This is a genomic window from Micromonospora sp. NPDC001898, assembly GCF_042891255.1.
Lineage (GTDB): Bacteria > Actinomycetota > Actinomycetes > Mycobacteriales > Micromonosporaceae > Micromonospora.
Window position 1 is genome coordinate 24059 of sequence record NZ_JBIATC010000027.1, and the last position, 26635, is coordinate 50693.

The 26635-nt window shown below is 66.9% G+C and carries 22 protein-coding genes and 2 pseudogenes; 11 read left to right on the top strand and 13 right to left on the bottom strand.

What is annotated here, in order from left to right:
• The first annotated feature begins 62 nt into the window (after positions 1-62).
• Together ACFYZF_RS28715 and ACFYZF_RS28720 are read left to right on the top strand one after the other, a co-directional pair.
• On the top strand, positions 63-2408 hold the full coding sequence (locus ACFYZF_RS28715; protein WP_387025994.1) for a chitinase C-terminal domain-containing protein: 2346 nt from the start codon (positions 63-65) through the stop codon (positions 2406-2408).
• A 204-nt stretch (positions 2409-2612) separates the two neighbouring features.
• Positions 2613-2828, top strand: coding sequence for a VOC family protein (locus tag ACFYZF_RS28720; protein WP_387026035.1), 216 nt, complete (start codon positions 2613-2615; stop codon positions 2826-2828).
• Here the strand turns inward: ACFYZF_RS28720 and ACFYZF_RS28725 are convergent.
• From ACFYZF_RS28725 to ACFYZF_RS28750, 6 genes and pseudogenes are all read right to left on the bottom strand, one after another.
• A complete protein-coding gene (locus tag ACFYZF_RS28725; RefSeq protein ID WP_387025996.1) occupies positions 2800-3567 on the bottom strand; it encodes an SDR family NAD(P)-dependent oxidoreductase in 768 nt (255 codons plus the stop codon). The two genes, ACFYZF_RS28720 and ACFYZF_RS28725, sit on opposite strands and share 29 nt — an antisense overlap.
• Positions 3568-3585: 18 nt before the next feature.
• The gene (locus ACFYZF_RS28730) at positions 3586-4794 is read right to left on the bottom strand and encodes an ROK family protein (RefSeq protein WP_387025998.1); all 1209 of its coding nucleotides are present in this window, start codon (positions 4792-4794) and stop codon (positions 3586-3588) included.
• 25 nt (positions 4795-4819) lie between these two features.
• Positions 4820-5623: an aldose 1-epimerase gene (locus ACFYZF_RS28735; protein WP_387026000.1), complete on the bottom strand. Its 804-nt coding sequence runs from the start codon at positions 5621-5623 to the stop codon at positions 4820-4822.
• 11 nt (positions 5624-5634) lie between these two features.
• A complete protein-coding gene (locus ACFYZF_RS28740) occupies positions 5635-6339 on the bottom strand; it encodes an ATP-binding cassette domain-containing protein (RefSeq protein WP_387026002.1) in 705 nt (234 codons plus the stop codon).
• Between the two features lie 35 nt (positions 6340-6374).
• The gene (locus tag ACFYZF_RS28745; protein ID WP_387026004.1) at positions 6375-7460 is read right to left on the bottom strand and encodes an ABC transporter permease; all 1086 of its coding nucleotides are present in this window, start codon (positions 7458-7460) and stop codon (positions 6375-6377) included.
• Positions 7461-7475: 15 nt separating this feature from the next.
• Positions 7476-8477, bottom strand: a pseudogene (locus ACFYZF_RS28750) (substrate-binding domain-containing protein).
• Positions 8478-9812: 1335 nt separating this feature from the next.
• Between ACFYZF_RS28750 and ACFYZF_RS28755 the strand changes: the two are divergent.
• Positions 9813-11315 carry a PIN-like domain-containing protein gene (locus tag ACFYZF_RS28755; protein WP_387026006.1) on the top strand — a complete coding sequence of 501 codons (1503 nt, stop codon included), beginning with the start codon at positions 9813-9815 and terminating at the stop codon, positions 11313-11315.
• A 240-nt stretch (positions 11316-11555) separates the two neighbouring features.
• On the opposite strand, the gene ACFYZF_RS28760 is transcribed toward ACFYZF_RS28755, so the two are convergent.
• Complete coding sequence (locus tag ACFYZF_RS28760) at positions 11556-11696, bottom strand: hypothetical protein (RefSeq protein ID WP_387026008.1); 141 nt, start codon at positions 11694-11696, stop codon at positions 11556-11558.
• Between the two features lie 146 nt (positions 11697-11842).
• Between ACFYZF_RS28760 and ACFYZF_RS28765 the strand changes: the two genes are divergently transcribed.
• Both ACFYZF_RS28765 and ACFYZF_RS28770 read left to right on the top strand, forming a co-directional pair.
• On the top strand, positions 11843-13042 hold the full coding sequence (locus tag ACFYZF_RS28765; protein ID WP_387026010.1) for a hypothetical protein: 1200 nt from the start codon (positions 11843-11845) through the stop codon (positions 13040-13042).
• A gap of 238 nt (positions 13043-13280) precedes the next feature.
• A pseudogene (locus ACFYZF_RS28770) lies at positions 13281-13400 on the top strand (recombinase family protein); the annotation flags it as partial.
• Positions 13401-13456: 56 nt separating this feature from the next.
• Here the strand turns inward: ACFYZF_RS28770 and ACFYZF_RS28775 are convergent.
• From ACFYZF_RS28775 to ACFYZF_RS28785, 3 genes are read right to left on the bottom strand one after another with little or no spacing between them, the layout of a single operon-like run.
• Positions 13457-13903 (bottom strand): hypothetical protein, encoded by a 447-nt coding sequence (locus ACFYZF_RS28775; RefSeq protein WP_387026012.1) that lies wholly within the window; start codon positions 13901-13903, stop codon positions 13457-13459.
• Complete coding sequence (locus ACFYZF_RS28780) at positions 13875-15047, bottom strand: cyclic GMP-AMP synthase DncV-like nucleotidyltransferase (RefSeq protein WP_387026014.1); 1173 nt, start codon at positions 15045-15047, stop codon at positions 13875-13877. Before ACFYZF_RS28780 ends, ACFYZF_RS28775 begins: the two co-directional genes overlap by 29 nt.
• Before the next feature lie 3 nt (positions 15048-15050).
• A complete protein-coding gene (locus ACFYZF_RS28785; protein ID WP_387026016.1) occupies positions 15051-16001 on the bottom strand; it encodes a CBASS cGAMP-activated phospholipase in 951 nt (316 codons plus the stop codon).
• A gap of 163 nt (positions 16002-16164) precedes the next feature.
• On the opposite strand from ACFYZF_RS28785, the gene ACFYZF_RS28790 reads away from it, so the two are divergent.
• The 6 genes from ACFYZF_RS28790 to ACFYZF_RS28815 all read left to right on the top strand — a co-directional run bounded on the left by ACFYZF_RS28790 (position 16165) and on the right by ACFYZF_RS28815 (position 19358).
• Entirely contained in the window at positions 16165-16479 is a 315-nt protein-coding gene (locus ACFYZF_RS28790; RefSeq protein WP_387026018.1) for a hypothetical protein, read from the top strand.
• Positions 16476-17573, top strand: a complete 1098-nt coding sequence (locus tag ACFYZF_RS28795) for a HigA family addiction module antitoxin (protein ID WP_387026020.1) — start codon at positions 16476-16478, stop codon at positions 17571-17573. The genes ACFYZF_RS28790 and ACFYZF_RS28795 overlap by 4 nt, the downstream gene beginning before the upstream one ends.
• Positions 17574-18098: 525 nt before the next feature.
• Positions 18099-18428, top strand: a complete 330-nt coding sequence (locus ACFYZF_RS28800) for a hypothetical protein (protein ID WP_387026022.1) — start codon at positions 18099-18101, stop codon at positions 18426-18428.
• Between the two features lie 119 nt (positions 18429-18547).
• A complete protein-coding gene (locus ACFYZF_RS28805; RefSeq protein WP_387026024.1) occupies positions 18548-18760 on the top strand; it encodes a hypothetical protein in 213 nt (70 codons plus the stop codon).
• On the top strand, positions 18757-19197 hold the full coding sequence (locus ACFYZF_RS28810; RefSeq protein WP_387026026.1) for a GIY-YIG nuclease family protein: 441 nt from the start codon (positions 18757-18759) through the stop codon (positions 19195-19197). Before ACFYZF_RS28805 ends, ACFYZF_RS28810 begins: the two co-directional genes overlap by 4 nt.
• Positions 19194-19358, top strand: a complete 165-nt coding sequence (locus ACFYZF_RS28815; protein WP_387026028.1) for a hypothetical protein — start codon at positions 19194-19196, stop codon at positions 19356-19358. Before ACFYZF_RS28810 ends, ACFYZF_RS28815 begins: the two co-directional genes overlap by 4 nt.
• 402 nt (positions 19359-19760) lie before the next feature.
• Here the strand turns inward: ACFYZF_RS28815 and ACFYZF_RS28820 are convergent, their stop codons facing one another.
• The 3 genes from ACFYZF_RS28820 to ACFYZF_RS28830 all read right to left on the bottom strand — a co-directional run bounded on the left by ACFYZF_RS28820 (position 19761) and on the right by ACFYZF_RS28830 (position 26340).
• Complete coding sequence (locus ACFYZF_RS28820; RefSeq protein ID WP_387026029.1) at positions 19761-20945, bottom strand: Wadjet anti-phage system protein JetD domain-containing protein; 1185 nt, start codon at positions 20943-20945, stop codon at positions 19761-19763.
• A 113-nt stretch (positions 20946-21058) separates the two neighbouring features.
• Complete coding sequence (locus tag ACFYZF_RS28825) at positions 21059-25216, bottom strand: TIGR02680 family protein (RefSeq protein ID WP_387026031.1); 4158 nt, start codon at positions 25214-25216, stop codon at positions 21059-21061.
• Positions 25213-26340 carry a TIGR02678 family protein gene (locus ACFYZF_RS28830; RefSeq protein ID WP_387026033.1) on the bottom strand — a complete coding sequence of 376 codons (1128 nt, stop codon included), beginning with the start codon at positions 26338-26340 and terminating at the stop codon, positions 25213-25215. Before ACFYZF_RS28830 ends, ACFYZF_RS28825 begins: the two co-directional genes overlap by 4 nt.
• Positions 26341-26635 lie beyond the last annotated feature (295 nt).

Here is a 26635-nt window from a genome sequence, read left to right on the forward strand (position 1 = left end):
TCGGCATATATTCGTCTGCATTATTGTTAACTTTGTTTACTGAATATGGGAGGGGCATCCCCATGCGACGGAGGCGACTACCGCATCTCATCGCCACGGCCGCCGCCAGCCTGCTGATGGTGCCGGCGGTCGTGGCACTGGCAGGTCAGGCGAGTTCCGCCGCGGTGGACCACGCGCAGTGCCGACCGGACGGGCTCTACCAGACGCCCGGCGTCACCACGCCCTACTGCGACGTCTACGACACCGATGGCCGCGAGGTCATGGGCGCCGACCACAAGCGACGGATCATCGGCTACTTCACGAGCTGGCGCACTGGCAAGAACGGCGCGCCGGCGTACCTGGCGAACCAGATCCCGTGGGACAAGATCACTCACATCAACTACGCGTTCGCCCACGTTGACCCGGCGAACAAGATCTCCATCGGCTCGCCCACCGCGCCCAACAACCCGGCCACCAACATGACCTGGCCCGGCGTGTCTGGCGCGGAGATGGATCCGGAGTACTCCTACACCGGCCACTTCAACCTGCTCAACAAGTTCAAGAAGCAGCACCCGCAGGTGAAGACGCTGGTCAGCGTGGGCGGCTGGGCCGAGACCGGCGGCTACATCGACGCCAACGGCGCCCGGATCGACTCCGGGGGCTTCTACCGGATGACCACGACCGGCAGCAACACCGTCAACACCGCCGGCATCAACACGTTCGCCGACTCGGTGGTCACCTTCCTGCGCACGTACGGCCTCGACGGCGTGGACATCGACTACGAGTACCCGACGTCGAACAACAAGGCCGGCCACCCGCTGGACTTCGCCCAGGCCGACGCCAAGCGGGCTGGCCTGAACGCCTCCTACCAGGTGCTCATGCGGACCCTGCGGGAGAAGCTCGACGCCGCCGCGGCGGCCGACGGCAAGTACTACATGGTCACCGTCGCCGCGCCCGCCTCCGGCTGGCTGCTGCGCGGCATGGAGTCGTACCAGACGTTGCAGTACCTGGACTACGTCAACATCATGAGCTACGACCTGCACGGGGCCTGGAACCACTTCGTCGGCCCGAACGCCGCCCTCTACGACGACGGGCAGGACGCCGAACTCGCCGCCGGCGGCGTGTACGGGGCGTACCAGAACATCGGATACCTCAACACCGACTGGGCGTACCACTATTTCCGGGGCGCGATGCAGTCCGGCCGGATCAACATCGGCGTGCCGTACTACACGCGCGGCTGGCGGGGCGTGACCGGCGGCACCAACGGACTGTGGGGCCGGGCCGCGCTGCCCGACCAGACCAAGTGTCCCGCCGGAACAGGAGGGTCGGTCGGATCGACCACCCCGTGCGGCAACGGCGCGATCGGCATCGACAACGTCTGGCACGACTTGGAGAACGGCGCCGAGGTGGCGGGCGGAGCCAACCCGATGTGGCACGCGAAGAACCTCCAGGACGGCCGCAGCGGCAGCTACCTGGAGGCGTACGGGCTGACCCCGCAGACCGACCCGACCGATGTGCTGACCGGCAGCTACACCCGCCACTACTCGTCCAGCCTGGTCGCGCCGTGGCTGTGGAACTCCCAGAAGCAGGTCTACCTGTCCACGGAGGACGAACAGTCGATCGCCTCGAAGGCGGACTACGTCGTGGCCAAGGGACTCGGCGGCATCATGATCTGGGAGCTGGCCGGCGACTACGCGTGGAACGCCCAGCGCGGCGAGTACTACATGGGCAACACCATGACCAACCTGGTCTACGACAAGTTCCAGACCGCCAGCCCGTACGGGGAGCGGAAGGCGAAGATCGCCATGCCGACCCAGACGCTGAACGTCGCGGCGACAATGGGCGGCTTCGCGCTCGGCGACAACAACTACCCGATCAACCCCGAACTGCGCCTGACCAACAACTCGGGTACCACCATCCCCGCCGGCGCCCAGCTCGAGTTCGACTACCCCACCTCCGCACCCGGCACGCTCGGGCAGCAGTCCGGGTGGGCGCTGTCCGTGGTGTCCACCGGCCACACCGGCAGCAACGTCGGCGGACTGAAGGGCGACTTCCACCGGGTACGGCTCAACGTGCCGTCGGCCATCGCACCAGGCTCGTTCGCCGAGGTCACCCTCAACTACAGCCTGCCGATCGCCGGCCCGTCGAACTTCACGCTCAGCTTCGGCGGCCAGACCTACGCCCTGACGGCCGACCACGCCCGCGGCGCGGTCACTCCGTCGCCCACGGCATCCGCGTCGCCCACGGTATCGACGTCCCCCACCTCCGGCGCCTGCTCCGCCCCGGCGTGGAACCCGACGACCGTCTACACCGGCGGCCAGCAGGTCTCGCACGAGGGACACCGCTACCGGGCCAAGTGGTGGACGCAGGGCGACAACCCGGCCAACAGCGGGCAGTGGGGCCCCTGGGACCCGCAGGGCCCCTGCTGACCGGGGAGCGCTCCTGATCCAGCAGGGTCAGGGCTGATGTGAAGGCGGGTGCCTCCCTGGGGCACCCGCCTTTCACTCACTCCTGCCTGTCGCGCTGGTCAGGCACAGCCGCGCCGCGCCACCCACGTGACGCGTCCGGGCCCGGCAGATCGCCTTGTCGCCCCACTGCGCCGTGTCTACGGTGGGGCGATGGTCTAGTGGCTGCTGGCGGTCACCTTCGATGCGCACGACACGGCTCGCCTCGCGCGGTTCTGGGCCGGCATGCTCGGCCGGGAGGTGGTCGCCCACGCCGGCGCCGGCGTGGAAGCGCCGCAGGTGCGGCGACGTCGCCGGCACCCGGTGGGCGATCGGGGAGTGCTTCCAAACCGCCAAGAACGAGGCTGGGCCGCCGTCAGAAGAGGGTGTAGCCGCCGTCGATGACCACGATTGAACCGGTCATGAAGCTGGACGCGTTGCTCGCCAGGAAGACGACCGCAGGGCCGAGTTCCTCGGGCAGCCCGTACCGCTTCATCGCCGCCGGATCCACGCACCAGGGCTGGTATTCTGGTTGGTCGACCGGAGACGCCTCCGTAAGGATGTAGCCGGGCGCGAGCGCGTTCACCCGCACCCCGTGCGGCGCCCACTCGGCGGCAAGCGCCTTGGTGAGTTGGTGCACCGCCGCCTTGGACGCGAGATAGGGGGCCTGCCAGCGAGGCCGGTTGACGATCATCGCGGACATCGAACCGACGTTGACGATCGTGCCGGAGCCACGGGCGACCATCTGCCGGCCGACGGACTGCGCAACGTGCCACACGCCGTTCAGGTTCACATCGAGTACGGCCTGCCACTGCTCGCCGGTCATCTCGACTGCGGTCGCACCGAAGCTGATTCCGGCGTTGTTGACCAGCACGTCGATCGGGCCGAGTTGGTCGGTGATCCGGTCCACCGCCGCGGTCACCTGCTCCGGTTTGGTGACGTCCGTGTCGAGCGCCATCGCCCGTACGCCGAGGGAAGTCAGGTGGGCCAGCGCCCGCTCGGCCCGGCCGGGCTCCCGGGCGGTGATCGCGACGTCCGCCCCGGCCTCGGCGAGCGCGACGGCGAGCGCAGCACCGATGCCCCGGCTGCCCCCGGTCACCAGCGCCACCTTGTTGTCGAGCCGGAACGTGTCCAGGACGCCCATGGGTATCTCCTCGTGTAGTCAGACGGCCAGTTGCAGCGAGTGGGAAAGAACCAGGCCGGCCCCGCCGAGCAGGGTCGCGCGGTCCTGAAGTTCGGAAAAGGCGATGCGCGGCTCCCCGCCGGGATGCGGCGGCAGTGCGGCGCGGACGTTGCGCTCGATGGCGCTTCGGAACGCCTCGCCCCCGAAAACCGCGTCACCGTGCAGTATGAACAGGCCCGGTGCGAGGATCTGTTGCAGGTTCGCGATGCCGATGGCGAGGTTGTACGCGTATCTTTCGAACAGCTCGTCTGCCCCGGGGTGCCCCTTCGCAGCGAGACGAGCCAGCGGGCCGGTGGTCATGGTCCGGGCCGCTGGCAGTCCGAGCTGCCCTGCCTCGCTGCGCAGCCACCGGTGGGTGGCGATGGTCTCCCAGCACCCGCGTCGGCCGCACCGGCACTGCTGCCCGCCGGCATGCACGATGGTGTGCCCGATCTCGCCGCCGGAGCCCTTCGGTCCACGGTGAATGGCACCGTCCAGCACCATGCCGACGCCGATCGCCTCGCCCGTGTAGATCGACGCGAACGAGGCGACGCCACGCCCCTGGCCAAACCAGCGGTCCCCCAGCGCCTGGGCCCGAGGATGCAGGTCCAGGAAGACCGGCAGCCCGATCCGGTCCGACACCAGCGGGCCCAGCGGCAGCCCGGCCAACCCGGGGGCGAGGTTGATGGCGACTATGCTTCCCGCGTCGCTGTCGACCATGCCGCCGACCGCAATACCCACGCCGACCAGATCGCCGCGCTCCTGCGGCAGCACCGCGTCCAGCGCCCGGACCACAGCGTCCACCACGCTACCGGCGTCCCGCGTCCGGGCCGGGAACTGCTCCTGTGCCGTGGCCAGGACATTGCCGCCCGCACTGACCAGCGCCGTGTCGATACGTCCGGGACGTAGGTGCACCGCCCCGATCGGCCAACTGGTCGGGGAGAAGAACAGCGGCCGGGCCGGCTTGCCGCCGCCGGCGGCGACCGGGGCGGGCTCCCGCTCGACCAGTAGCCCCCGCTCAAGCAGCGGCAACACGATGGTGCCAATGGTGGCCCGGGTGGCACCGGTGAGCCGGGCCAGATCGGCCCGGGACAGCGGCCCGATGTCGTAGAGCGCCTGCAATACGCGGGCACGGTTGGCCTCAACCGCCATCGCGGGTGACACCAGGGTTGGCACCGGCCGGTTCGCCCCCGCCTCCGCCGGTGTCATCGGGCCCCCGCCTCCTCCAGTGTCATCAGGACAGCCATCGCCAAGCCCAGGACATCGTCGCGCGCAGCGGCCGCCCGGGACCGACGGTGGTGGGGTTCGGCAGGTTCAGCGAGTTGGGCGGACCGGTCCACGGCTCGACGCACACACCCTCCTCCTCCATGTCGTAGAGCACCCAGTATGGACACTCTGATCGCACTTCCAGCTCCAGCAGGTCGGGCCAGCGCAGTACGGGCGGCGCGGCCAGGTCCACGAAGCAGTAGTCCCACGGGCGGGGTACCGGGGGCACCAACCGGCCGTCGGGCACCCGGTCCGCCGCGTCGGCGTACATCAGCGCCGGCGCGACATCCAACTCCACCTCCGCTGACCGGCTCCCGTCGGGCCCCACCAGGTAGCGGTTGAACCACGGGTGCCAACCGACGTCAACGGGCATCCGCTGCTCGGAGTGAACTTCGATGGCAAACTCAAACCGGTCCGGGTGCAAGGTCGCGGTCTGGCTGACGCGACCTTGCCAGGGCCACGGTGGGGCAAGGTCAAGGCTCAGCCGCCCATCGTCCTCGACCCGCCAGGCGCGATCGGTGACCAGCCCGTGCAACGCGTGCGGAGCTTCGTTGGCGGGAAGTTTGTGCTGCTCGCCATCGAAGGTCAGTAGCCCGTCGCGGAGCCGGCCGGCCCACGGGGCAAGCACGAAGCTTCCCCAGTGGAAGATGTCCGCACCGTGTGGCACCAGCAGTTCGTGCCCGGCGATGCTGAACGAGGCGAGCCGGCCGCCCTGGTCCGGGTCGAGGACAGCGGTGCATTCGCCGGCCGCGAGATGAATGAGCTCGCTCACCATGTCACCCGTCAGCCCTTCGCTACCAGGGACGTAATCTCGTCAATGTCGGCCGTCCCCCTATCGAACTCCCCCATCACCCGACCGCGGGCCAGCACCAGAACCCGGTCCGCGACGGAGAGGGCCTGTTGCAGGTTGTGCATGATCAGAATGACCGCTTGGCCGGCGTCCCGAGCCGCCCGGACCTGGTCGAGCACTTGTTCGGTCTGCCGGACCGCCAGCGCTGCGGTCGGCTCGTCCAGGATCAGGCAACGGGATCCGTACGCGATGGCGCGGGCGATGGCCACGGCCTGCTTCTGGCCGCCCGACAAGGTAGCCGCCGGGTCGCTGAGCCGGCGCCGGATGTCGACGCCGAGCGTGGCCAGGGCCTCTGCGGTGATCTGGTCCGCGCGACGGCTGTCGAAGACCCGGAACGGCCCGAACCCCTTGGTCGGTTCGTTACCGAGCACCATGTTGCGGGAGATCGACATCAGATCGCAGACGGCGAGATCCTGGAACACTGTGGAGATGCCGCGGGCACGGGCGTCATGGGCGCTTCGCAGCACCACCGGATTCCCGTCCACCTCGACGGTGCCTGAGGTGGGCCGGTGCACGCCGGAAAGCACCTTGATGAGGGTGCTCTTGCCCGCGCCGTTGTCGCCCAGCAGGGCCAGTACCTGCCCGGCGTGCGCCGAGAGGTTCACGTCGCGCAACGCAACAACCGTCTGGAACTGCATGGTGACGTTGCTTAGTGCCATGACCGGCGGAGTTGTCATCGGGCCCCCTCCTCCCCTGGTTCCTTCCCGGCAGACTGCCGGTTCGGGGTCATCACGAAACGCTTCAGGAAGAGCCGGTTGAGCAGCACGGCGGCCAGCACCACGATGCCGACGAAGATGTTCACCCAGTAGCCCTGGAGCCCGACCAGGAGCAGCCCGGCACTGACCATGGCGTACATGAACGCGCCGAGGACGGTCCCGAGAACGCTGCCGTAGCCGCCGGTGAGCAGGGTCCCTCCGATGACGGCGACGGCGATCGTGATGAGCTCCCAGCCCACGCCCCGGTTAGCGTCGATGGAGAAGTACTGCACCGCCATGATGACCCCGGCGACCGCTGCGGTGAAGCCGGAGATGGAGAAGAGTCCGATCGTGGTTCGGGCGACCGGCACGCCCAGATTCCGTGCACTGGTGCTGTTCTGCCCGATCGCGAACGTCCAGTTTCCCGCCCTGGTGCGCAGAAGGAACACCGTCGCCAGCACCGCCAGCACGAGGAACCACAGCAGCGACATGCGGAAGCCGAACAGATTCGGGCCGGCGAGCACGTTGGCGTACGTCTCGGGAAACCGGACCACCACCGGGAAGCCACTCGTCTGCATGGTGAGTACGCCCCGGAACACCAGCGCGGTGGCGAGCGTCACAATGAACGAGGGTAGGCCGGTGGTCACCTGGATGACCCCGTTCAGGGCGCCGAGCGCCGCCCCGAAGGCGAGCGCACAGACGATGGTCAGGATTGGCGGGAGGCCCAACTCGTTGCCGAAGAAGTACATCGCCCAGCCGGTGAGCCCCACGATGGTGCCGACGGAGAGGTCGAAGTGACCGCCGATCATGAGGATGGTCACCCCGATCGCGACAATTCCGTACTGCGCCGCGAGGCTGGTCACGTTCACGCCGTTGGAATGCGACAGGAACAGGTCGGGCACGATCAGCGCGAAGCAGACGAAGGCCCCCAGGAGGCCGCCCAGTGAGGCGAGTTCGGGACGCTGCAAGATGCGGTTCAGCAGCGGCACCCGCCGGTGGGCGTCTCGCCTGACGGTCGAGGTACCTGCGGTGAGCGGTGACCGGCTCTCAGATTTGGTTACCACGGTCGGCTCCCTGCCTCAGCGGACGCCGGCGCTGACGAGACCGGCCACCGAGTCGGCGTTGGTCTTGTCCACGATCGCCGGGCCGGTGAGGAAGTAGTTCGACTGCACGAGTCGATACCGGACGTAGTGCACCAGCTCCAGCACCGACATGTAGCCGCGCCACCAGCCCTGCTGGTCCATCGTGAAGTCGAGGTCGCCCTTCTGGATCATGCTGACGATGTCGGGACTGACGTCGAAGCCCGCGGTCTGCACCGGCCGGCCGACGGCGGTCTTCGCCGCCACGATGCCTGCGGTGGCCGGCTGTCCGGTGGCCACCATCGCGTCCACGTTCGGGTGAGCGCGTAGGTAAGCCTCGGTGATGGTGGCGGTCTTGCCCGGGTCCGGCTCGCCGGCCACATGGGCGTAGGCGATACCGGCCTGGCGGGCCACGTCGGAGACGCCCTGACAACGCTGGGTCTGGGTGCCGTCGCCGACGGTCTCCTGAACGCAGATGACGGACTTGGCACCCTTGTCGACAAAGCGTTGTGCGGCTGCGGAGCCCGCAGCGTACTCGTCCGCGCCGACCCGCGAGACGTAGACGTCGTCCGCTGCCCGCAAGGGCTAATCCTTGACCGGAGGGGCTGGGTTGAACGCCACCGCGACGCCCTGCGCCGTTGCCTGCTTGGCGACCGCGTCGAGGTCGCCAATGCCCAGGAAGAGGATGCCGTCCGGCTTCGTGGCGAGCGCCTCCTGGATCTTCTGTGTGTAGGAGGCAAGGTCGACACTCGCCGGGTACACGTACTTGACGTCGACGCCGAGGTCCTTGCCGGCCTGCTGGGCACCGTTGTTGAGGACGCGGAAGAAGCCGCTGCTCGGGTCGGCCAACCCGGCCACGTAGATGGTGAGCCGCTTGCCGTTGGTCAGATCACCCGGGTACGCGCTCCCGCTGACCTCCGTGGCCGGGTTGCTGCTCTGACATCCGGCGAGAAGTACAGCGGCGGCGGCGAAGGCTGCCACAGCTGCGGTCCTAATTCTCATCGTCAAGCCTTCCCATGCACCGAGGTTTGGTCAACAGTCGTACATTTTTAGCGCACTCCCAGCGAGTGGTCAAGAGCACGTTCACCTAATGTTTGCACTGTTCAAGCGGGCTTGTTCGGCACCGACGCTCCGTCGGGGGCCGCGACGGCAGCAGGGACGGAGCGCCAATGATTGTATGCTCCATGAACAAACCGGCCTCGGGGTGAGACGCCAGCCGAACGACGGGATGGAGGGGGATGGACCGGCGCGCTCCGGCGTTGGCCCGGTCAACGCCGACCGTGCGGGGAATCGCCGGGGCACGCTTGCAGACCGCGTTCACCGGGCGGCGGCGCCGAGAGGTGGCGCGTGAGGGCCAGGGTGCTCATCGAGGTCAGCCGCGCCGCGGTTGAAGCCCCGCGACGGTCGGCAGATACAGGTTGATGGCCGTGGCAATCTGCGCGGGGCCCGGCCGGCCCCAGCGATCGTCCGTCCCGCTCGCTGGTCGACGAAGCCGGCGAGCAGGGCGAGCACCTCCACCGCTGGCCGCCCCCTTGATCCGCTGCTGGGCGGTATGGGTTCGTTGCACAACGGCCTGGTGGTCCTGAGCTCTCGGTCCCTCGACTCGCTAGCGGTCGAATCAGAACTCACTCGGACAGGACAGCCGCCGGAGGGACAGGGCCGGACGCGAAGGATGCTCGTCGCACGAGCACCCACCGAGCACCCAACCATCCACAAGGGACGGAAAAGCAAAGGGGCCCGACCGCCATTTCGGCAGGTCAGACCCCTTTTGATCTTGTGCGCCCGAAGGGACTCGAACCCCTAACCTTCTGATCCGTAGTCACATGCTCCAATGTGTAAACCAAATTATCCAGTCAAGTCTAGCCCCGTCCGCCCCGATCCGAATGCGTTATTGCAGGTGCGGTATTAGTGCGGCGTTCATCAATATGCATTCAACTCAGAAGTAGAGTCGAGAATCCGGCTCAGTCCAGTCCGTCTGGGCCAGTTCCCCGACGCCCGAGCACCCACGGAGCACCCCGATCACCCCGGGCGGGGTGCGACGGCCGCCCTTCTCCATGCTGGGAAGTCGGATCCGGCGAGGGGCGCAGCGGCGTGCTGTTAGAGATCGAGCTTGCCTGGTAGGTCTCTTTGACCAGCGCTGGAGTTGTTTCTGGTCCGGAAGCTCGCGCTTCGCCAGGTAGCCGAACCGCACCGCGTACACCCGACTAATGCGACAGGTGTGGCGTGCACGCGCGACTCGCCGATGGACGTGCCGGGATGAAGGCAGATGCTCGGGGCCGTGAGCTCTATTGCGGACGCCTCCGCCATAATGGAGCCCCCATGATGAGGAGGCTCCCGATGACGGGGTTGTTCGACGGGTTCGAGGGCTACCGCGTCGTAAGCGAAGCCGAGTCGCGTGAGGCGTTGACGAGCGCGTTGGTCGCAGTCGATGCCAACGTGCTGCTTAACCTCTACCGATACAATGCCCGGACGACGGCGGACCTTCTGAAGATCTTCGAGAAGCTTGGTGAGCGCCTCGTCGTGCCCCACCAAGCGATGCGCGAGTTCCACCGCAACCGGCTCAAGGCGATCGGCAATCCCGATCAGGCGACCGGCGAGGCCCGCGCCGCCTTCGACAAGAGCCGCGCCGGCACGGTGCGCGCGTTGGAGACATGGTCCAAGCACCTGGCCATAGACGACGCCGAGGTGCAGCGCCTGCAGAGCGAGGTCAATGCGGTGTACCAGCGCCTGCAGGAGGCAATCGATCGTGCGACACCGGACCGGGTGCATCCCTCGACGTCCGCAGATGAAGATCCCGTGCTGAGCAGGCTGTCGGACCTGCTGGCCGGCAGGGTGTTGCGGCGTCCCGCCGAGGAGACCTGGCAGGCGTTGATCGACGAGGGCAAGGAGCGCGTGGACGGTCTCGTGCCACCTGGGTACCTGGATGCGGAGAAAGGCGATCAGTACCCGGAGGGCGCCGCTGGCGACTTCCTTGTGTACACGCAAGCCAGTCATGAGGCCAAGACGCGCCAGATGGACCTGATCATCGTCACCAACGACGAGAAGGAGGACTGGTGGTGGCGTCGCGGCCAGGACCTCATCGGCCCGCGCCAGGAGATGACGAAGGAGTTTTTCGACCGGACCGGCCAGCGCCTGCACCTGATGCGTCCCAGCGATCTGCTCGATCGCTCCCCGGCCCTCGACGTCGAGGTCAGCCCCGAGTCCGCCAGGGACGCGGACATCAGGCGTTCGGACATCGACGAAGTCGGTCTGTGGACGGCCGAAGCGCTCGACATGCTGCTCCAGCGTCTACTCGCCGAGGGGCGACGTGACCTCGCTGACGTGATCACCACCGCGGCGGCCGAGGGAGGCACGATTGGACGCGACGAGATCTATGCCGTGTGCGGCTACCAGGACGACCGGATGCTGCGCGGCATCACCCGGCCCACTGCACGGATCACTGCCGACCTGCAGTCTTCGAAGCTGCTGCCGCCGTCGGTGACGCCGATGCTGACGCCGCTGTACCACGGTCCCGGACCGTTACATGCGATACGTATACCGTCTGAGGTCGCGGAGATGCTCGGCCAGACGGCGCCCCTCGGCTCGGAGTCGGACTCCGAACCGACCGGCAAGTATCAGCCGCTCACCGCGTACCTGGCGGCGCTGGACACCGATGCGGTGTCGATGACCTTCGGCGATATCGAAGACATCCTCGGCGACACGCTGGCGCCGTCCGCCCGCAAGCACCTGCCGTACTGGTACTCGTCCCACAACTCGCTCGGGAAGGCCATCGCGGCTGCGGGCTTCAAGGCTCGCGGCGTCCGGATAGAGACCGAGACGGTCGAGTTCGTCCGACGCTAGACAACTCCCGAACCGGTGGTGGGTTGCGTCCACGGTGCCGCCGACGGACTCCCACGTGCGGGCCTTACGCTCTTTGAGCGCCTTGTGGGTGTCGGTCTCGGGTTGGTGCTCTGGGTGCGGTGAGCGGTCATCCTCGTTGTCGATTTCCGAAGTCGTCTGCACGGATGTCTGTACTCCTCTGCACGCGGTGAGTGGGGCGGGATCCGGCCGGTACAGCGCGGGATCCCGTCAGGCATCCGGTTAGTTGCCGGTAGCGAGATGGTCGAGGAGCCAGTCGGCCAGGGCGCGGGTGGTGCCAGCGAGGACGCCGGTGATCACGGCGAGGGTGATCCGGGTGCGGCGCGGCTGGGGGCCGTCGGGATTTTGCGGGGATTGGGTCATCGAATGCTCCCTGGTGTTAGAGACGAGAGCGGAGCCGGCGCCGGCTTGCGTTCTCAGACTCGTGCCATCCCGGAGGGGTTGACCTGAGTGCCGACGGGGAGCCCGCAGTCCCATAGCCAGTAGCGGTGGGGCATCATCGGTCGGCGATGGATGCCGACAAGTCCCGACGAGTGCACCGCCCGTCTGCGGCGGCCGCCAAGCGCGCTCCGGTGCGCCGCCCGCGGGAGCTGGCCCGCCCTGAGCTCGACGCCGGGCCGCAGCGGGATGTCCGCGATCTGCTCTACGACCTGCGCGAAAAAGCGGGCAGGCCAGCGCTGGAGGACCTGGAGAAGCGGATCGCCGGCGATGACCGCCTCGACGGTTCACCGAAGAAGGACGTGATCCACCGGATCATCTCCCGAGGTGGGCCGGCGGCCCTGGATGACGTCCTCTCGGTCGCGCAAATGCTGGCGCTGGCCTGTGGCGAGGATCGGTACAAGATCGCCAATCGGGTCACCCAGCTGATGCACTCGTGCGATCAGCCATCGGGGCCATCGCAAGACGAACCCAGCGATAACACCTCCGCCCCAGAGCCCCCACCAGCCGACACGGCGGCCGTCGTCGCCCGCCCGAAGCCCGACGAGGCCGCCGGGCACATGTTCGTCGCTGACTGGGACCCCATGCTCGGCGACGACGTCGCATTCGAACTATCCGGGGTCGTCGAGTCCGTACACGTCGAAGTACCGTTGCTGACCGACTGGCTCACCGCCGAACTCGCCCGACGTTCGGCCTTCGACATTTCGGACGACGACGTGAAGAAGCAGATCCTGCGTCCGGTCCGGATGGCAAAGGGACGGTCGGGAAGGCTTGGCCCTGAGCTGGTCCGGCTGGCTCGTGCCGCGCATGCCGCGCGTTACACCGACGCCGAGATCCGCACGATCCTGAACCGGGCGCTGTCCTTCAAGGTCAACGGTCTCCTGTCGCGCACCGATTATCCTGGCTATCCGCATCCGCTCGACCTCGACGAGATGGCGGCGTTCACCTTCGGGTACGCCGTGAAAGACCTGATCGAGCTCGACTTCGACGCCGGCCGAGGCCGCGGCGGAGTGCGGGCGTACGTACCGCGCGAAATCCTGCTGAACTCCCCCGAGCTGATGGAGATCGGCACGCTGTTCTCCCCTGCGCCTTCCTCCGCGTCGGCGAGGCTCCATCGCGCCTGCCAGCTCGCGCGAGACTTCAACTTCATTGGCCTCGCCGACCAACGGCACCTCTGGACGCACTACGTCTTGCCGCAAGCCTTCGCCCACTACCCCTTCGACAGGATGATCGTCGAAGTCGGCTCCATCCACGCCTTCGGGCTACCGTGACGGGCTAGCTGAGCAACGTCGGCACGGTGGCAGGTGCGTCATGAACGGCCGAGCCCCGGACGAACTCGTCCGAGGCCACAACGCATAGCCGATGTCAGCTTGAGGTACACCCCAACACCACACCCGACCGAAGCGGTCAACAGCGTCAGGATAGGGTTCCTCGCCGCATTTCATGACGCTTGTCCGGCGGGGCCTTAGAGTCCAGCCTGACATTTCGAGGTGCGGAAGGGGTCAGGCAATGCGGGTCGGGTACGTCAGGGTCAGCACAGTGGACCAGAACACCGTCCGGCAACTCGACGGCATCGCCGTCGAGCGAACCTTCACCGACAAGGCGTCCGGCAAGGACATCACCCATCCGTAGGCGGCTTATGGTTGCGTCTCCCGAGCCCGGCGGGCCTGTCCACACGTCGACGGTCAGGCGCCACGGTTCGGTCGGTAGTGCACTGCCCCTTCGGTCGCGTGAGTATCGCCGCCGCCCGCCCAATACCCGATGATGAGCCACAGCTCGTAGTGCAAGAGCCATTCGGTGGTCCAGGGCAGGATCGTCGTCGCCAGGAGCATGCGGTGTTTCCACTCACCCGGGTAGTACAAGCACAGCTCGTCGCCGGGGTAGACGTGCGGGAGCGCCTCCGCCTCTGGGTGCAACTCCAGCACGGGAGGGTAGATGACGGTGACCTTGGGACGGAGTCCGTGCCGGTAGGTCAGGCGCACGGTGTAGGTCCGGCTGGCCGGCGACGGCTGAAGCCGGACGGTGCAGGTGAGCTCGCCGCCGCGGACGGCGCCTTCGGCGTCAGGCAGCACGGTGGTGATCGCGACGAGCTGCCTGGTGAGGTTAACCGCGCGGGTGGGGATGCTGGCCATGGAATGTGTGTCGTGGGACGCGCGGCCCGGACGCGGTCGTGGTGAGCAGGCCGCCGGTGGCCATGTGCAACTTGCCGGTCTTGACCTCGGCGGTTCGGCGCTCGGCAAGCCGCTGGAAGGAGCGTTGCACGGCGTCGGCGGTGAAGCTCTCCGACATCCGGGCGGCGAGGGCCGGGAGTCCCTTGTGCTGCAGATGCACGAGCTCGTCGAGCAGCACAGCGAGGTCGTTGTGCCAGCGGAGGAAGGCTTTGCGCCGCTCCGGATACTCGTTCCACTTGTCGGCGAAGTTCTCGTCCTCGTGCGCCGGGTTGGACACCCAGAACTGGCCGTGGCGGTTCTGGACGTACGCGTTCATCCGGTCTATGACGGCGCGGGTGGCGGTGAAGAGGTCGGACTCGCCGAGGTAGGCCCGGGCGGCGAGGGTGGTGATGAGGATCGACGGGGGCCGGTGGTCGGTGTCGTTGGCGAAGTACAGCATGGCGTGCCACTTGAGGATCTGCACGGCCCGCTGCAGGGTGCTGCGCACCTGCCAGTCGGGCACGTCGGCGACGTTCGCGTGCCGCTTCGCCTCGACGAGACGGCGATCGAGCTGCGACTGCTGCTGGAACCAGGTGGCGTAGCCGATCGGGTTGGAGTGCTGCCACAGCCGCAGTTGCTTGTCGGTGAGCAGGATGCCGGTGGGCGGCAGGTCGGCGTCCGGGATGGTGGGCAGGACGTCGAGGTGGAAGCCGTCGTCGGGGTAGCTCAGGGTCCAGCAGCGGCGGGTGGACACGCAGCTGGCGGGGCCGTCACCGTGGCCTTGGCGGTGCTTGAACCGCACGAAGGCGTGCAGCATGCGCCCGACGCGCTCTTTCAGTTCGGCCTGGGTGGTGGACTCCTTGGCGATCGGCAGCCAGCACACCAGGTCGATGTCGTACTCCCCGGTCGGGGTATTCGGCCGCACGACGGTGCCGAGCCGGAACGAGCCCTGCGGGTAGATGCGCCAGTCCGGGGTGCCGTGCTCGGCCAGCCAGGTGCCGACCTCCTCGTACTTGTCGACGGCGAGCTGGTACAGATGCGGGGAGATGTCGAGGGTTTCGACGGCGCCGTCGAGCAGTATCGACAGCATCTCCTCCATGGTGTCCATCTGTTCCACGGTGTGCACGGGTCAGTCCTTCCGGCCCAGGTAGTGCGGGACGTACGCCGGCGCGGTGTGGTCGGCGAAGCAGCGGGTGAAGGCCGGTGATGCGTCGCGGCTGTGGTGCCCAGCGAGGCCGATCAGGGCGTCGGCGTCGACCTTGTCCAGGGCGAGCGCGCCGGTCGGCACGGTCGGGTTGAGCCGCAGGACGTTGTCCTTGCCCAGGAAGTGGCGGACCTGCTTGGCGGCGCTCTCGCTCTGGGCGCGCATGAGGACTTCGACCGCGTCGCGCGCCCAGGGGAACAGGCCGCCCCGGTCGAGGCGGCGGCTGCGGTGCCGCCGGTCAGTCGTGGTGCCGAGGCTGAACACCCGGATCTGCTCCAGCGGCACGCCGAGCGGGCCGACCGCTTCGGTCAGCGCGACCATCGCCGGGTTGTTCGCCCAGATACCGCCGTCGACGAGCCGCGCACCGCCCAGCGGCATGCCGGGCAGGTAGGTCGGCGCGGCGGCGGTGGCCATCGCGACGTCGACCGCACGCTCACGCCAGTCCCGCTTCAGCGTCGGCAGGTGCGGGGTGCGGAACAGGTAGACGTCGTCCGCGCCGATGTTGTACGAGGTGATCAGCAGCCGCTTGGTGCTCTGCCCGAAGGTGCGCTCGCCGAGGACCTCGGTCAGCGCGGTGCGCAGCGGCTCGGCGGCGTACTTGGCGCGCAGCAGGTGCCGCACGCCGCGCAGCCGGCTGCGGTCGCGGAAGATCCGCGAGCCGTGGTCGGTGTAGAACTGCAGGATCTCCCGCGGGGTGAGCCCCAACCCCAGGCCCAGCGCGATGATCCCGCCGGTCGACGTTCCGGCGATCAGGTCGAAGTGGTCGACGATGCGGATGTCGAGGTCTTCCTCGAGACCCGCCAGGACCGCGGCCGAGAACATCCCCCGCAGCCCGCCCCCGTCCAGCGACAGGATCTGGAACCGATCGCCGCTCACTGGCCGTACCCGCTCCGCCACCTGCGTGCCTCCGTCTCGGGCCGAGCCTGTTGTCGACCTTGCTCTCACGATACTTCACGGCCAGACCGTTTCATGCACCAGATAGGTCTATGAAACAGTTGCGTAGAGGTGACCCGTGCATGAAACGCTAGAGTCCGGGGTAATGGACATCTGGTTCGGCGACAACGAGACCGCCGAGTTGTGCAGCCGGGCAGCCAAGCTGACGGCGCGCTGGGGGGCGGCGGGCGGGATGGCGGTCGGCCGCAGGCTCTTGCAGATCGAGGCCGCTCCGACCGTCGAGGCGCTGCGCGCACTTCCGGGCGGCCTGCGCCGCGACGCGACGGACGAAACATGGATGATCAACGTTGGCAACGTGGCGGTCATCCGGTTCGCCCTCGACGACCGGACGTCCGACGGCGCTGGCACCGTGCGTGTGCTCTCCGTCAGCGATCAACTAGCGGGAAGGACTCGCCGATGACAAACACCGGTAACACCCGGCGGTTCCGGCCCGACTACGCGGTCCCGCCCGGCGAGACGCTGGTCGAGGTCCTCACCGAACGCGGCATGAGCCAGGCCGACCTGGCGCGGCGGACCGGGTTGTCCACCAAGCACATCAACCAGATCGTGCTCGGCACGGCGACGCTGAGCGCCGAGACGGCCGTGAGGCTTGAACTGGTCACCGGCGTGGCCGCGCAGGTGTGGACCGGGCTGGAGGCGGCCTACCAGGTGGCGCAGACCCGGCTGGAGGAAACCACCCGGCTGCAGGCGCACGTCGACTGGCTGAACCAGCTCCCGGTCGCGGAACTCATCCGCAGAGGCTTCGTCCGCAGCGACACGTCGCCGGTCGAACGGCTGCGCGAGGTCCTTGCCTTCTTCAAGGTCGCCTCACCGGACGCGTGGCACCAGGTCTGGGCGGTACCGACCGCCTATCGGCAGTCCCGCGCCTTCGACGTCGACTACGGCGCGCTCGCCGCGTGGCTGCGCATCGGCGAGATCCGGGCCGACCGAGCCGACCTACCACCATTCGACCGCAGCCGGTTCCGTGACCACCTCCCCCGCATACGCGCCCTCACCAACATCGAGGACCCCCAGATCTGGCTGGCGCAACTCGAATCCCTGTGCGCTGACGCCGGCGTCGCACTCGTCGTCGAACGCGAGATCGTCGGCGCCCGCATCAACGGCGCCGTTCGCTGGCTTCCCAGCGAACGACCACTCATCCAGCTCAGCGTCCGGCACCGCTGGGCGGACATCTTCTGGTTCACGTTCTTCCACGAGGCAGCACACGTCCTTCTGCATGACCGCAGAAGGTTCACCATCGTTGACGGCATCGACCGCCCCGGCACCGACAACGCCATGGAACTCGAAGCAGACGACTTCGCCGGCCGGGTCCTGCTACCTCGATCGTTCGACAGCCGCCTGGCCACTGTCCGTTCCCAAGCGCAGGCCGTCGCTCTAGCGAAGGAAGCCGGTGTCCATCCCGGCATCGTCGTCGGCCGCCTTCAGCACGACAAGACCATCCCGTACAGCCACTTCAACCGCCTCCGCACCCGGCTCGCGTTCACCGATGAGTAGTCCGCTCCGTAGGCTCTTCCTCGACTCACCCCAAAATTCTTACCGAGCCGCCGGCCGTGGATGGCATCCACCGACCCGGACTTCGCCGCCGCCGGTGCCGACCGGACGTCTATCGAAATGCGCCCTGCGGGGCTTCGAACAGGTCCAAGCCCTGGTACTCGCGACTCTGCCGCCACTGCGGCAGAGTCAGTGTCGCTCTTTCGGGTGATGAGCCGCTGTTCCGAACACCGCCATGCTGAGCCGCAGGACGGATCGACGAAAGGCGGCGGTCATGCGGTCGAGCTATGGTGTGATCTTCAAGCGGTGCGGGTGCCGCGACGCCAGCCGGCGACGGCTCGAGCAGTCATGCCCCCGGCTCGGCGAGGGCGGGCACGGATCCTGGTACTTCCACTGCTCCGCCCCTAACCTGCTCGGTCGGCCAGAAGGGCCCGCCGGGGCGGCTACCCGTCGCAGGCTGCCGCCTGCCGCGCCCGTGACGAATGGCTGACCACCACTGACGCGGACCGCACCGCGCAGGGCTGGACCGTGGAACGGTGGCTGCGGCACTGGCTCGACAACCGCACCAGGATCCGGCCCACCACCCGCTTCCACTACACCCGCGACGTTGACAACATCCTCATCCCTCACCTCGGTCATTACCGGATCGCCGACCTTGACGCCCGGCTCCTGCGCACGGTGTTCGCTCAGATTGCCGTTACGACCAACAGCAAGGGCCGACCGGTGTCCGGATGCTCGACGTACGAGTCCTCAAGCCCACCAAGGACATTGGCGACAAGCCAGCAAGCCAGAGCCGAAACCGACGGTCAAGACCAAAGCCGTGCCGGTCCGGCAGGCATCGCACGGGGGCGGCGATGATTCCCAGTCGGGCTGGCCACCGCGCAGACCGCCCTGGCCACGGTCCGCGCCACCGGAGATTCGCAAGCAATAAGCAGCCTTGAAAACTAGAACGGCGGATCACGGCGAGGGAGGTCGAGTTGGCGATCGTGTGGCAGGCGGCAGCGGTCGCCGGGGCCCTGGCCGCCGGCACTGACCGCGACCGCGACGTCGCGGAGTACCGCGACGAACTCCGCGGCCACACTCGCGTGCTCGGTGCGCTCCGCCAGACCCGGATACAGCAAACCCAGATTTTCTACAGGGTCGACGTGAAGGTTGACAGCCTCACCACCAGCCGACACGGTGACCCATGACCACCTACGGCGAATACCAGGGTCTGAAACGGCTGACCGCCCAGTACCGACGAAAGATCCGCAGCTACGGCACCTACGGCGACCCGACCGAAGCCATGATCGAAGCCGAGTCGACCGTCTTCGGCTACGTCGGCAACCCCGGCCTGCCGCACCACTACGCCGGCGTGTACTTCATCGCCAGCGGCCCCTTCATAAAGATCGGCGAGGCTACCGACCCGTACGAGCGGATGCGCCCCTTCCATGGCGGCAACCCCCACGGCCTGGAGTTGCTGCACGTCATCGCGGAAGACAGCAAGTACGCCCGCAAGCGACGGGAGGACCAGCTCCACCTGCGCTTCGACCACCTGCGTCTGCCCACTCATCAGGAATGGTTCCAGAACCACCCCGAGCTGACGGGGTACATCGGCTCCATCTGCTCCCAGGAGTGCTACCCGTGACCGGCGACCACGGCGCCACCGCGCCGCTGACCGACCAGCTCGGCCACGCCCCGCTCGACACCGACCACCCCGAGCAGGCCCCCGCAGCCAGCCCGCGCACCGTCGTCGGTGGAGGTGAGATCGACACCAGACCTTGGGCGGCAAGGTCTCGCTGCCGTTAAGCGAGCCTGGTTCCCCAGAGGCCCACGACCAGGCAAGGATTTCCTGCCTCGCTCGGACCTCACGTCCATCGACAGATCTGGTATCAAGCGAGGCAGACCAATGATCCACGCGTCGGAGGCACGGATGCGAGCGCCTCCGCCCGGTTGCTGGCGGCAGGTCCGTGCCGCGCCAGCCATGGATGGTGACTCTTCGGCACCTCGGAGTCGGGACCGGTCGGCCGTTGACCAAGGCCAGTCGGGACGTGGCGTGCTCGCATCGATGCGAGTCCGCAAGAAAGGCCGAAGCCCGCCCCGCTGCGCTGGGGGTGATGGCTACAAGCAGCTGCAAGCTGGGCTCCAACAGCGATCGGAGGACATTGGTTAAACCGCAGTTACTCGATTCTCCCCAACCCTATTACCGCCTTATACATGAGCGACAGCAGGCGATTCTCCGAGGCCATGCGCGCTCTGTTCGAACGCACGAAGGGTGGCGTCAAGTGTGGGTAGGACCTGTTCGTACAGCGTCTCTTGTTCGCAGCAGTCGCCGGTTTCAGCGATTGCTACGGCCAGCTCACGCAATGAAACTGGGCCTGCTGTTGAAAAGTTCGCCGCTACGTCTCGCGCCCACGCGAGTTGCTGATCGGTCTGTAGTAGTTTCGTTCCAGCGCGCCACAGGGCAAGGGACATACCAACCGGGGTCACTGAGCGACCGAGCCCTTTCTCCAGGTTGGCGATCATCCGTATGCCGTATGCGTCCAGGTCGCACCACGCGGCGACCATGAGATTGAGGTCGGCCAGGAACCTCATCAGTCGTCGGCTAGGGTTTCCCTGGTTCCACACGCAAAGCCACCGCTCGGTGATCCCGTCCAATAGACATACCTTTTCGAACGCCTCCATGTTCTCCACAACAAGAATTCCTTTGGCGTCGCATTCGATGTATCCGAGCGTACGGATTCCTTGAGCGGGGAGACCGATCCATGGTCGTGCGGTGGCCGCGTGGGCGATCGTGTCCTGGAACTTCCAGACGAGAGGTCCACTCAGTTTGATCGGGATGTCGGCCTCGTCCACCGCCTGGTCGAAGCGGCGCTGCGCGAGGTTGGCGAATGCGACGCGGCGTTGATCGGTCCACTTCTTTGTGTCTCGGAAGGCCAGGCCGGCCAGTTGTCTGGCTGCCATGCGTCGTCCGTTATTGTGGGCTCTCCACCAGATGCAGGCCGCGCGTATTGCCGGCTCGTACACTTGCCATGACGTCGTGCTTGCCGCCGTGTCGTCCGGTGGATGTTGCACTGGACCGACCGGACTTTTTGCCAGCAGCGCCCGTTCGCTGGCCATTTGCGGAACGCCGTCCATGAGGTCGAGCAGTTCCTGCCAGACCTGCTGGTTGTCAGCGGTGCGAGTGGCCCGTTGGACCTGCTTTTGCAGGAGCTGTTCTCCGGTGAGCGCAACGATGACGTCAGGTAGGCTGAGCTGGGCCGGTCCAGCTCGCAGGATTTGGTCCAGCTTTCCCAGGTCGACCTGGGTGTTCTTGCCGATGTGACCGGTGAGTCGTCGGCCGAGGATCGCCCCTAGTTCGGAGGCGGTGCGGTGATCGGGTATCGGAATCCTCACGGTCCCGCGGGGCTGTGCGTCGGTGCGCTCGAGCTGCTTGCGTATCCTCTGCCACAAGAGTGCGAGTTCGGGCCGATCGAGTGCATGCCGAACGGCTTCCGGCAGCGGGGGCGTCACGGCTGCTGACGCGCGGCGGTCGCGCCATCCCAGGTGGTGTGGACGAAGGCGATGCCGGGCGCGCCCTTGGGCCTGAAGACGTCGTAGATGTGCATGCGACTGATCTTCGGTGAGAAGGCAGAGCCGCCGGGCCAGGTGATGATCCAGTCCATATCGAGTTCTCCGGCGAGGAGTTCAAGCAGCCGGGTGATCGTGGGGTCGTCTAGTCTTTCGAATGCCTCGTCGAGGAGGACCAGGCGTAATGGTCGTGTGCCTGGTGTGGTCAGGGCGTCATAGAAGGCTGCCGCTGCTGCAAATAGGGTCATGTAGGACACCAGCCGGGTTTCGCCTGAGGAAAGTTGCCGCAGCCTGCGGTTGCGAGACCGGCCGTCCGGTCCGAAGTCTTGCACGCGCACCGTGAAGGTGTACCAGCTTCGGTAGTCCAAGGCATATGCGAGCACCTGGGCGTAGTGCACGTCACGCTTGTCCCGTTCGGCTTCGATGCGGTCCTGAAGCGCCTTGCGGAGCGTGTTGTCCTGGTCCTCGTTTCGGACCGCGAGTGACTTGCCGACCAGCTCCAATGCTTGACGTGTGGCGTCATCCAGGGCGGGCGAGGGAGCCCAGCTGAGCTGGACGTGAACGCCCTGGCTCGACTGGGCGCCGGCCAGGATGGTGTTCATCCGGCGACAGAGGTCGTCGGCGGCGTCGATGTGACGGCGTAGGTGCTCGGCGAGGTCACGCAACAAGAATCGTTCAAAGATCTTCTGATAGCGGTCGTCGAGCTTCTGCTGGTCCTCGTGCAACCGCTCGTGTGTGTGGCGGGCGGCATCGGCAACCGGGCGATGCTGCTCACCGTCGCTCACGTGCACGATCAGCGGAGCGACCTCGGCGTCGACATGGGCTTCGTGGCCGTTCGGTAGGGCGGCCTGTAGGCGCTGCAGCGAGTTGACGAGGTTGCCTTCATTGACGGCTGTTGTGGCGTACCCGTGCACGACGCGCAACGCATCTTCCCGCGACGCAGGCGGCCGATCAGACTCCCCGGTTGCGGCCAGCCAGACGCCGGGCGCTATGGCTACCCGATCGAAGTCTTTCTCAGCTGCCGTGACTGCCCCTTGCTTCTCCTGCTCGGCAGTCTGGTCCAACCCGATGAGTGTCTCCAGTGTCACAATCTGGCGATCCGCACGTTGTCGGTCGGTTCGCTGAAGGGGCAGGGCAGCCTGGGCCTTCTGAAGCTTGGTGGCAAGTCCGGTGAGGGTCCGTTCGAGCTGGTCGCCCGCGACGCCCACGTTCTCCGCGAGTATCTGAAGCGCCTTGGTGGCCTCGGCGTACGTGCCATGAGCCGCGCCTGCCTGCTGCTCTGCTTCCGCCCGACTCGCTGCCGCCTCCTCGAATTTGGCAGTGGCTCGAGCGATGTCAACGATGGCCGGTTGCAACTGACCGAGAGCGCCGTGCAGTCGCTTACACGCCTCGATGGCACGGCCGATCGCGATGCACCTGGCCCCGAGTGCGCTTGTGTCGGCGGGCAGGTTGGACTCCGCCGCGTTTCGGCTCAGCACGGCCCGCTCGGCTTGCCAGCGGGCGAATGCCTCGGCATGAACTTTGATCTTCGCCTTGGTCTGCTCCTCTGCTGTATCTCGTATTTCCTCGGCCATGCGAGCCTCGGCGTGCGCCGTGACGAGCGTGACCGGCTCAGGAAAGTGTTCGCTGTGGCGTTCCCATGTCGCAACCGCTGCGGCGAGGTTGTCGCACCGAACTTGTTCGGCTGAGAGTTCGCGAGTGACCTCCGCGTATTGCGCGGAGAGTTCGGCGATCATCCGCTGGCGGGTGGCTTCACGGGTGCTGGGGCCGACGTACTCAGCGCACAGCTTGTGCCAGGCGCCTGTCAGGTTCCCGGCTCGCCAGCGACCGCTCGTGGATACCGCCACATCCATTTGGTCCGTTGTGGTCTGACCGTCGTCGAGCAGGACCGCGGCCAGCAATCTGTCGACAACGTCGATGGGGACCTGGCATTGGGCTGGCGGAGCCGCGACAAGCGCCGATGTGAGCGTGTTCGGCAGATGGCCGGCCGGGTGGGGGCCGGTCAGCGCCACCGCGACCAGATCATTGAGGTCGGGGTCGCTGAGGCCGCCGTCGGGGTTCACCCAAGCGTCGAGCAACCCACTAGCTTGGAGCGCACCTTCTAGGCCGCCGCGCTCGTCTTGTGATAGTGCTGCACGGAAGTCGACGAGCTGGTAGAACGGCGCTCCCGGCCGGCGTGCCCGGCTGGCACGAGGGTGCTCCGGGTGCGGCGGCAGAACGTCACCGCCGGCCCGCAGCGCCTGTAGTTCGGTGTCGAGGCGGCCCTGTTCGGCCTCCAGGCTCGCGTAGTGCGTCCGGGCATCGCTCGCGTCGTAACGAGCTTGAACGACCGCCGGCGCGATCCAGGCGAGGTGCAGCAGGCGTGCACCGCGGGTTACCGTAGTCGGCTCGTCGATGAGCTCGGCTGTGGTGGGAGCAGCCGGCCGGCCGGCCAATGGCGCCGCGGTCGAAGGGCAACTGTCCGCCCAGGCAGTAAGCCCCCTCAGCCAGGCTGCGGCTTCAGCTGTGAGCGTGCGAAGGCACTGTTCGTGACGCTCGGATGCCTCTCTGGCTGCCTCCGCAGCCTCCTCGGCCGTCGCCTTAAGTTTATCGATTTCGCCTAGCTCTCCGTCGAGCCGCTCCGCTGTCTGCAGCAGCGAGGCGGCGACGGCGCTCCGACGCTCAGCGACGACGCGGGCACGCTCGGCCTGGGCGAGTGCTTCCACGACGGCGTTGCGCAGTGCATCGAGATCGAACGCTGGAGGTGCCAAGCGCTGCACAGACTGGGGTACGCCATCGGGCTCCGCGGCGATTTGGACGTACTCCGTGCTGGTTACTGTGCTGGGCTCGGGTACCGAGGGCACGGTTGGAATGACAGGTCGATCAAGCCCTACGTCAGCAAACAGGTCAGCCGCGGCGTGGGCTTCTTCGGCAGCCTGGGTGCCTGCACGTTGAGCCGCGTTGAGGACGTCGAGGACGGTCGAACAGGCGCGCTCCTCTGAGCTGCGATGACCCGCGGCATTGGACAAGCTGGTGCTGGCGTTACGTTTTAAGGCGGCGACCGTGGCGCGTTTGTCCGCTAGGTCACGATGGTCCTTGTATTCGTCGCTGCCCTTGAGCTCATCGATCTGTGCCTTCAGCTCCCGTTCGGCACGTTCCAACTCATCGATGTTGCGTTGCGCCTTGCCGGCCTTGCGTTGCTGGATGCCGAGTTCGTCTTGACGTTGTGACGCCGCTGTCCGATGGGCATCAAGGGCTTCCTGTGCCTGGGTGAGGTTTGTGTCTCGCTCGCGCAGCGCTGACTGCAGATAGTCACGGTAGTCGACCAGGAAGCGCGATAGGGATTCGTCCGCTTGTCCAAGACGTTCGATGTTCTCCCGGATGGCCTCGAGATCCTGGAACTGGTTCGCGAGTCTGTTGAGGATGTCCGGCTCCAGCGGCGGCAGCGCTTCACCGAGGTACTCCTCGAGTTGCCCGGCGACCGCCTTGACCCCGACGTCGGGGTTGCGCAACGTACGTTGCAGGTGGAGGAGGTCGTCGTAGCGCTGTAGGTCGTCGATGCCGTAGACGGCGGCAGCGACCCGGGACCGGAACGCGTCTGGGTCGGTGACCACCGCTTGGGCGCCGATAGCGTCCTTCAGTTCCCCGATGTCCAGCGGCGTGTTCTCAGCGGTAGCAAGCCGGAAGTCGATGCCGACCCGAGCTTCGGTGATAAACCGCCACGAGTTGGCAATGTCGTCGGTCGCCTTCGATGCCTTGATCCCGATCCCGCAACTGAGGAATTCTTCGGCACCGTCATCGCGAACTCGGCGCAGTTCCATCCAGCTGTAGCCGATACGGTTGGGGCCGCCGTTGTAATGATCGAGCATCAGCCGCCGCACGCTCACGGAGTCGTAGCCTTTTGCGCCCAGATTTCGCAGGTCGCCGTCCAGGCAGAACGGCAGCGCGAGTTCCAGGGTTCGTGACTTGCCCGATCCGTTGCTGCCCTGCAGGACCGCCCGTCCGCCCGACAGGTCAAACTCGCGGACGCCGTACTCCCAGACGTTGAGAATGCCGCTACGATGCAACTGCCACCGAGAGGGCGGCTGAACGCCGTCTAGGCCCATTGGGAGGTTCACAATTCAGCCTCCTCGCCATCGAACAGCGTGGCCTGCGGTTCGTGTAGATCCGGTGGCATCTCGGCGGTCGCCGCCCTTTCCTCAACATGTGGTTGCCATCGGTGAGCCGCTGGGACCAGCAGCAGGTCGTCGCGGACAAGCCGCGCCGCGCCGGCGTCCAGCAGATGATCGATGACTCGGACTGCCAAGGTATTGATATTGCTCACGTCGCGTTTGGCCCAGGCAGACGGGTAGCGCGCAGCCAGTTCCTGGCATAGCCGCGTGACTTGATCTGGCGTGACCTGATGACAGCCGTCGGCGCGTGGTGGCGAGGCGGCCATAAGCGGTTCCAGGATCAGCAGCGCAATGCGCGACACGGTCGAGCTCGCCGGAAACGCAAGATCGGTGAGGAACTCGTCGGGGTCGATGGCGACCATGCCTTCCGCCCGGGTTTCGACCTGCAGGCCGACGTAGCGTTCCAGCCAGTACGCCTCTTGCCGCTGATGGTCGCGTAGGTATCGCGCCTCGGCATCGGGGAGATCGACGTAGAGGACGACCGGGTCTTCGACCAATCGTCGGCGCGCAACGATGCCCGCAGGTTGTCTCGGGGTCGTGCCGGGCTCCCCGAATTCAGACGCTCTGCCGGCTCGCATCCGCGGCACGATGAGGCCGAGCAAATCGGTGTTGATGGTGATCAGCGCTTCCGCCGCGCCGCGCTGCTGCACTGCCGAAACACTGCCCTCGGTCTCCTCAAGGACTCCGAGGGCCACCAGGTAGCGCAATGCCGAGGTCAGAGCCCGCAACTCCACCAAGTCGTCTCGTAAAGCGATCCCGGCCTCGGCCGCGGCACCGCGTATGTCGGCAATCAGCTGTGACAGCAGTATCTGCCGGCCCGTATCGACGAGTGCGGCCAATGTCAACGCCAGGTACGCGTAGGCGCGTGGGGTGAAGTTCGGCAGGCCGCGACCGGCACAGGCGTCCGCGCTCTTGTACAGGCGGGCGAGTCGCCCTTCCACGGTCAGTCGATAGCCCAGATAGTTGGCAAACAGTCGTCGCAGTCGGTCCCGATGCCGGAAAACCAGCGGGAGCAACTCGGCTCCACGGCCGTTGATGTGCAAGATCGGGCGGCGTAGCAGCGTACGCACGCAAACCCGCACCTGTGCAGCCTCGGGGTGAGGCAAGTCGTCGAGGAGATCTCCGTAGTATCCGCGCTCAACCATCGACGCCTCGCGCCGTAGAGGTCTGCCCGCACAGGCTGACGGAGACAGCAACGCCGTGCAGCGTCAACACGCCGTGTGCCGCGCGGATCTGCACGCGGGCATCGACTTGCGGTCCGACCTGGATTCTCAGAGGGTGGTTCGGAAGGGCATGTCCGTTGTGGGTTTGGCCGCGGGGTAGAGGTCCTGCTCGTGGGGCTATGCGGCTGGCGGTGGCGAGGCG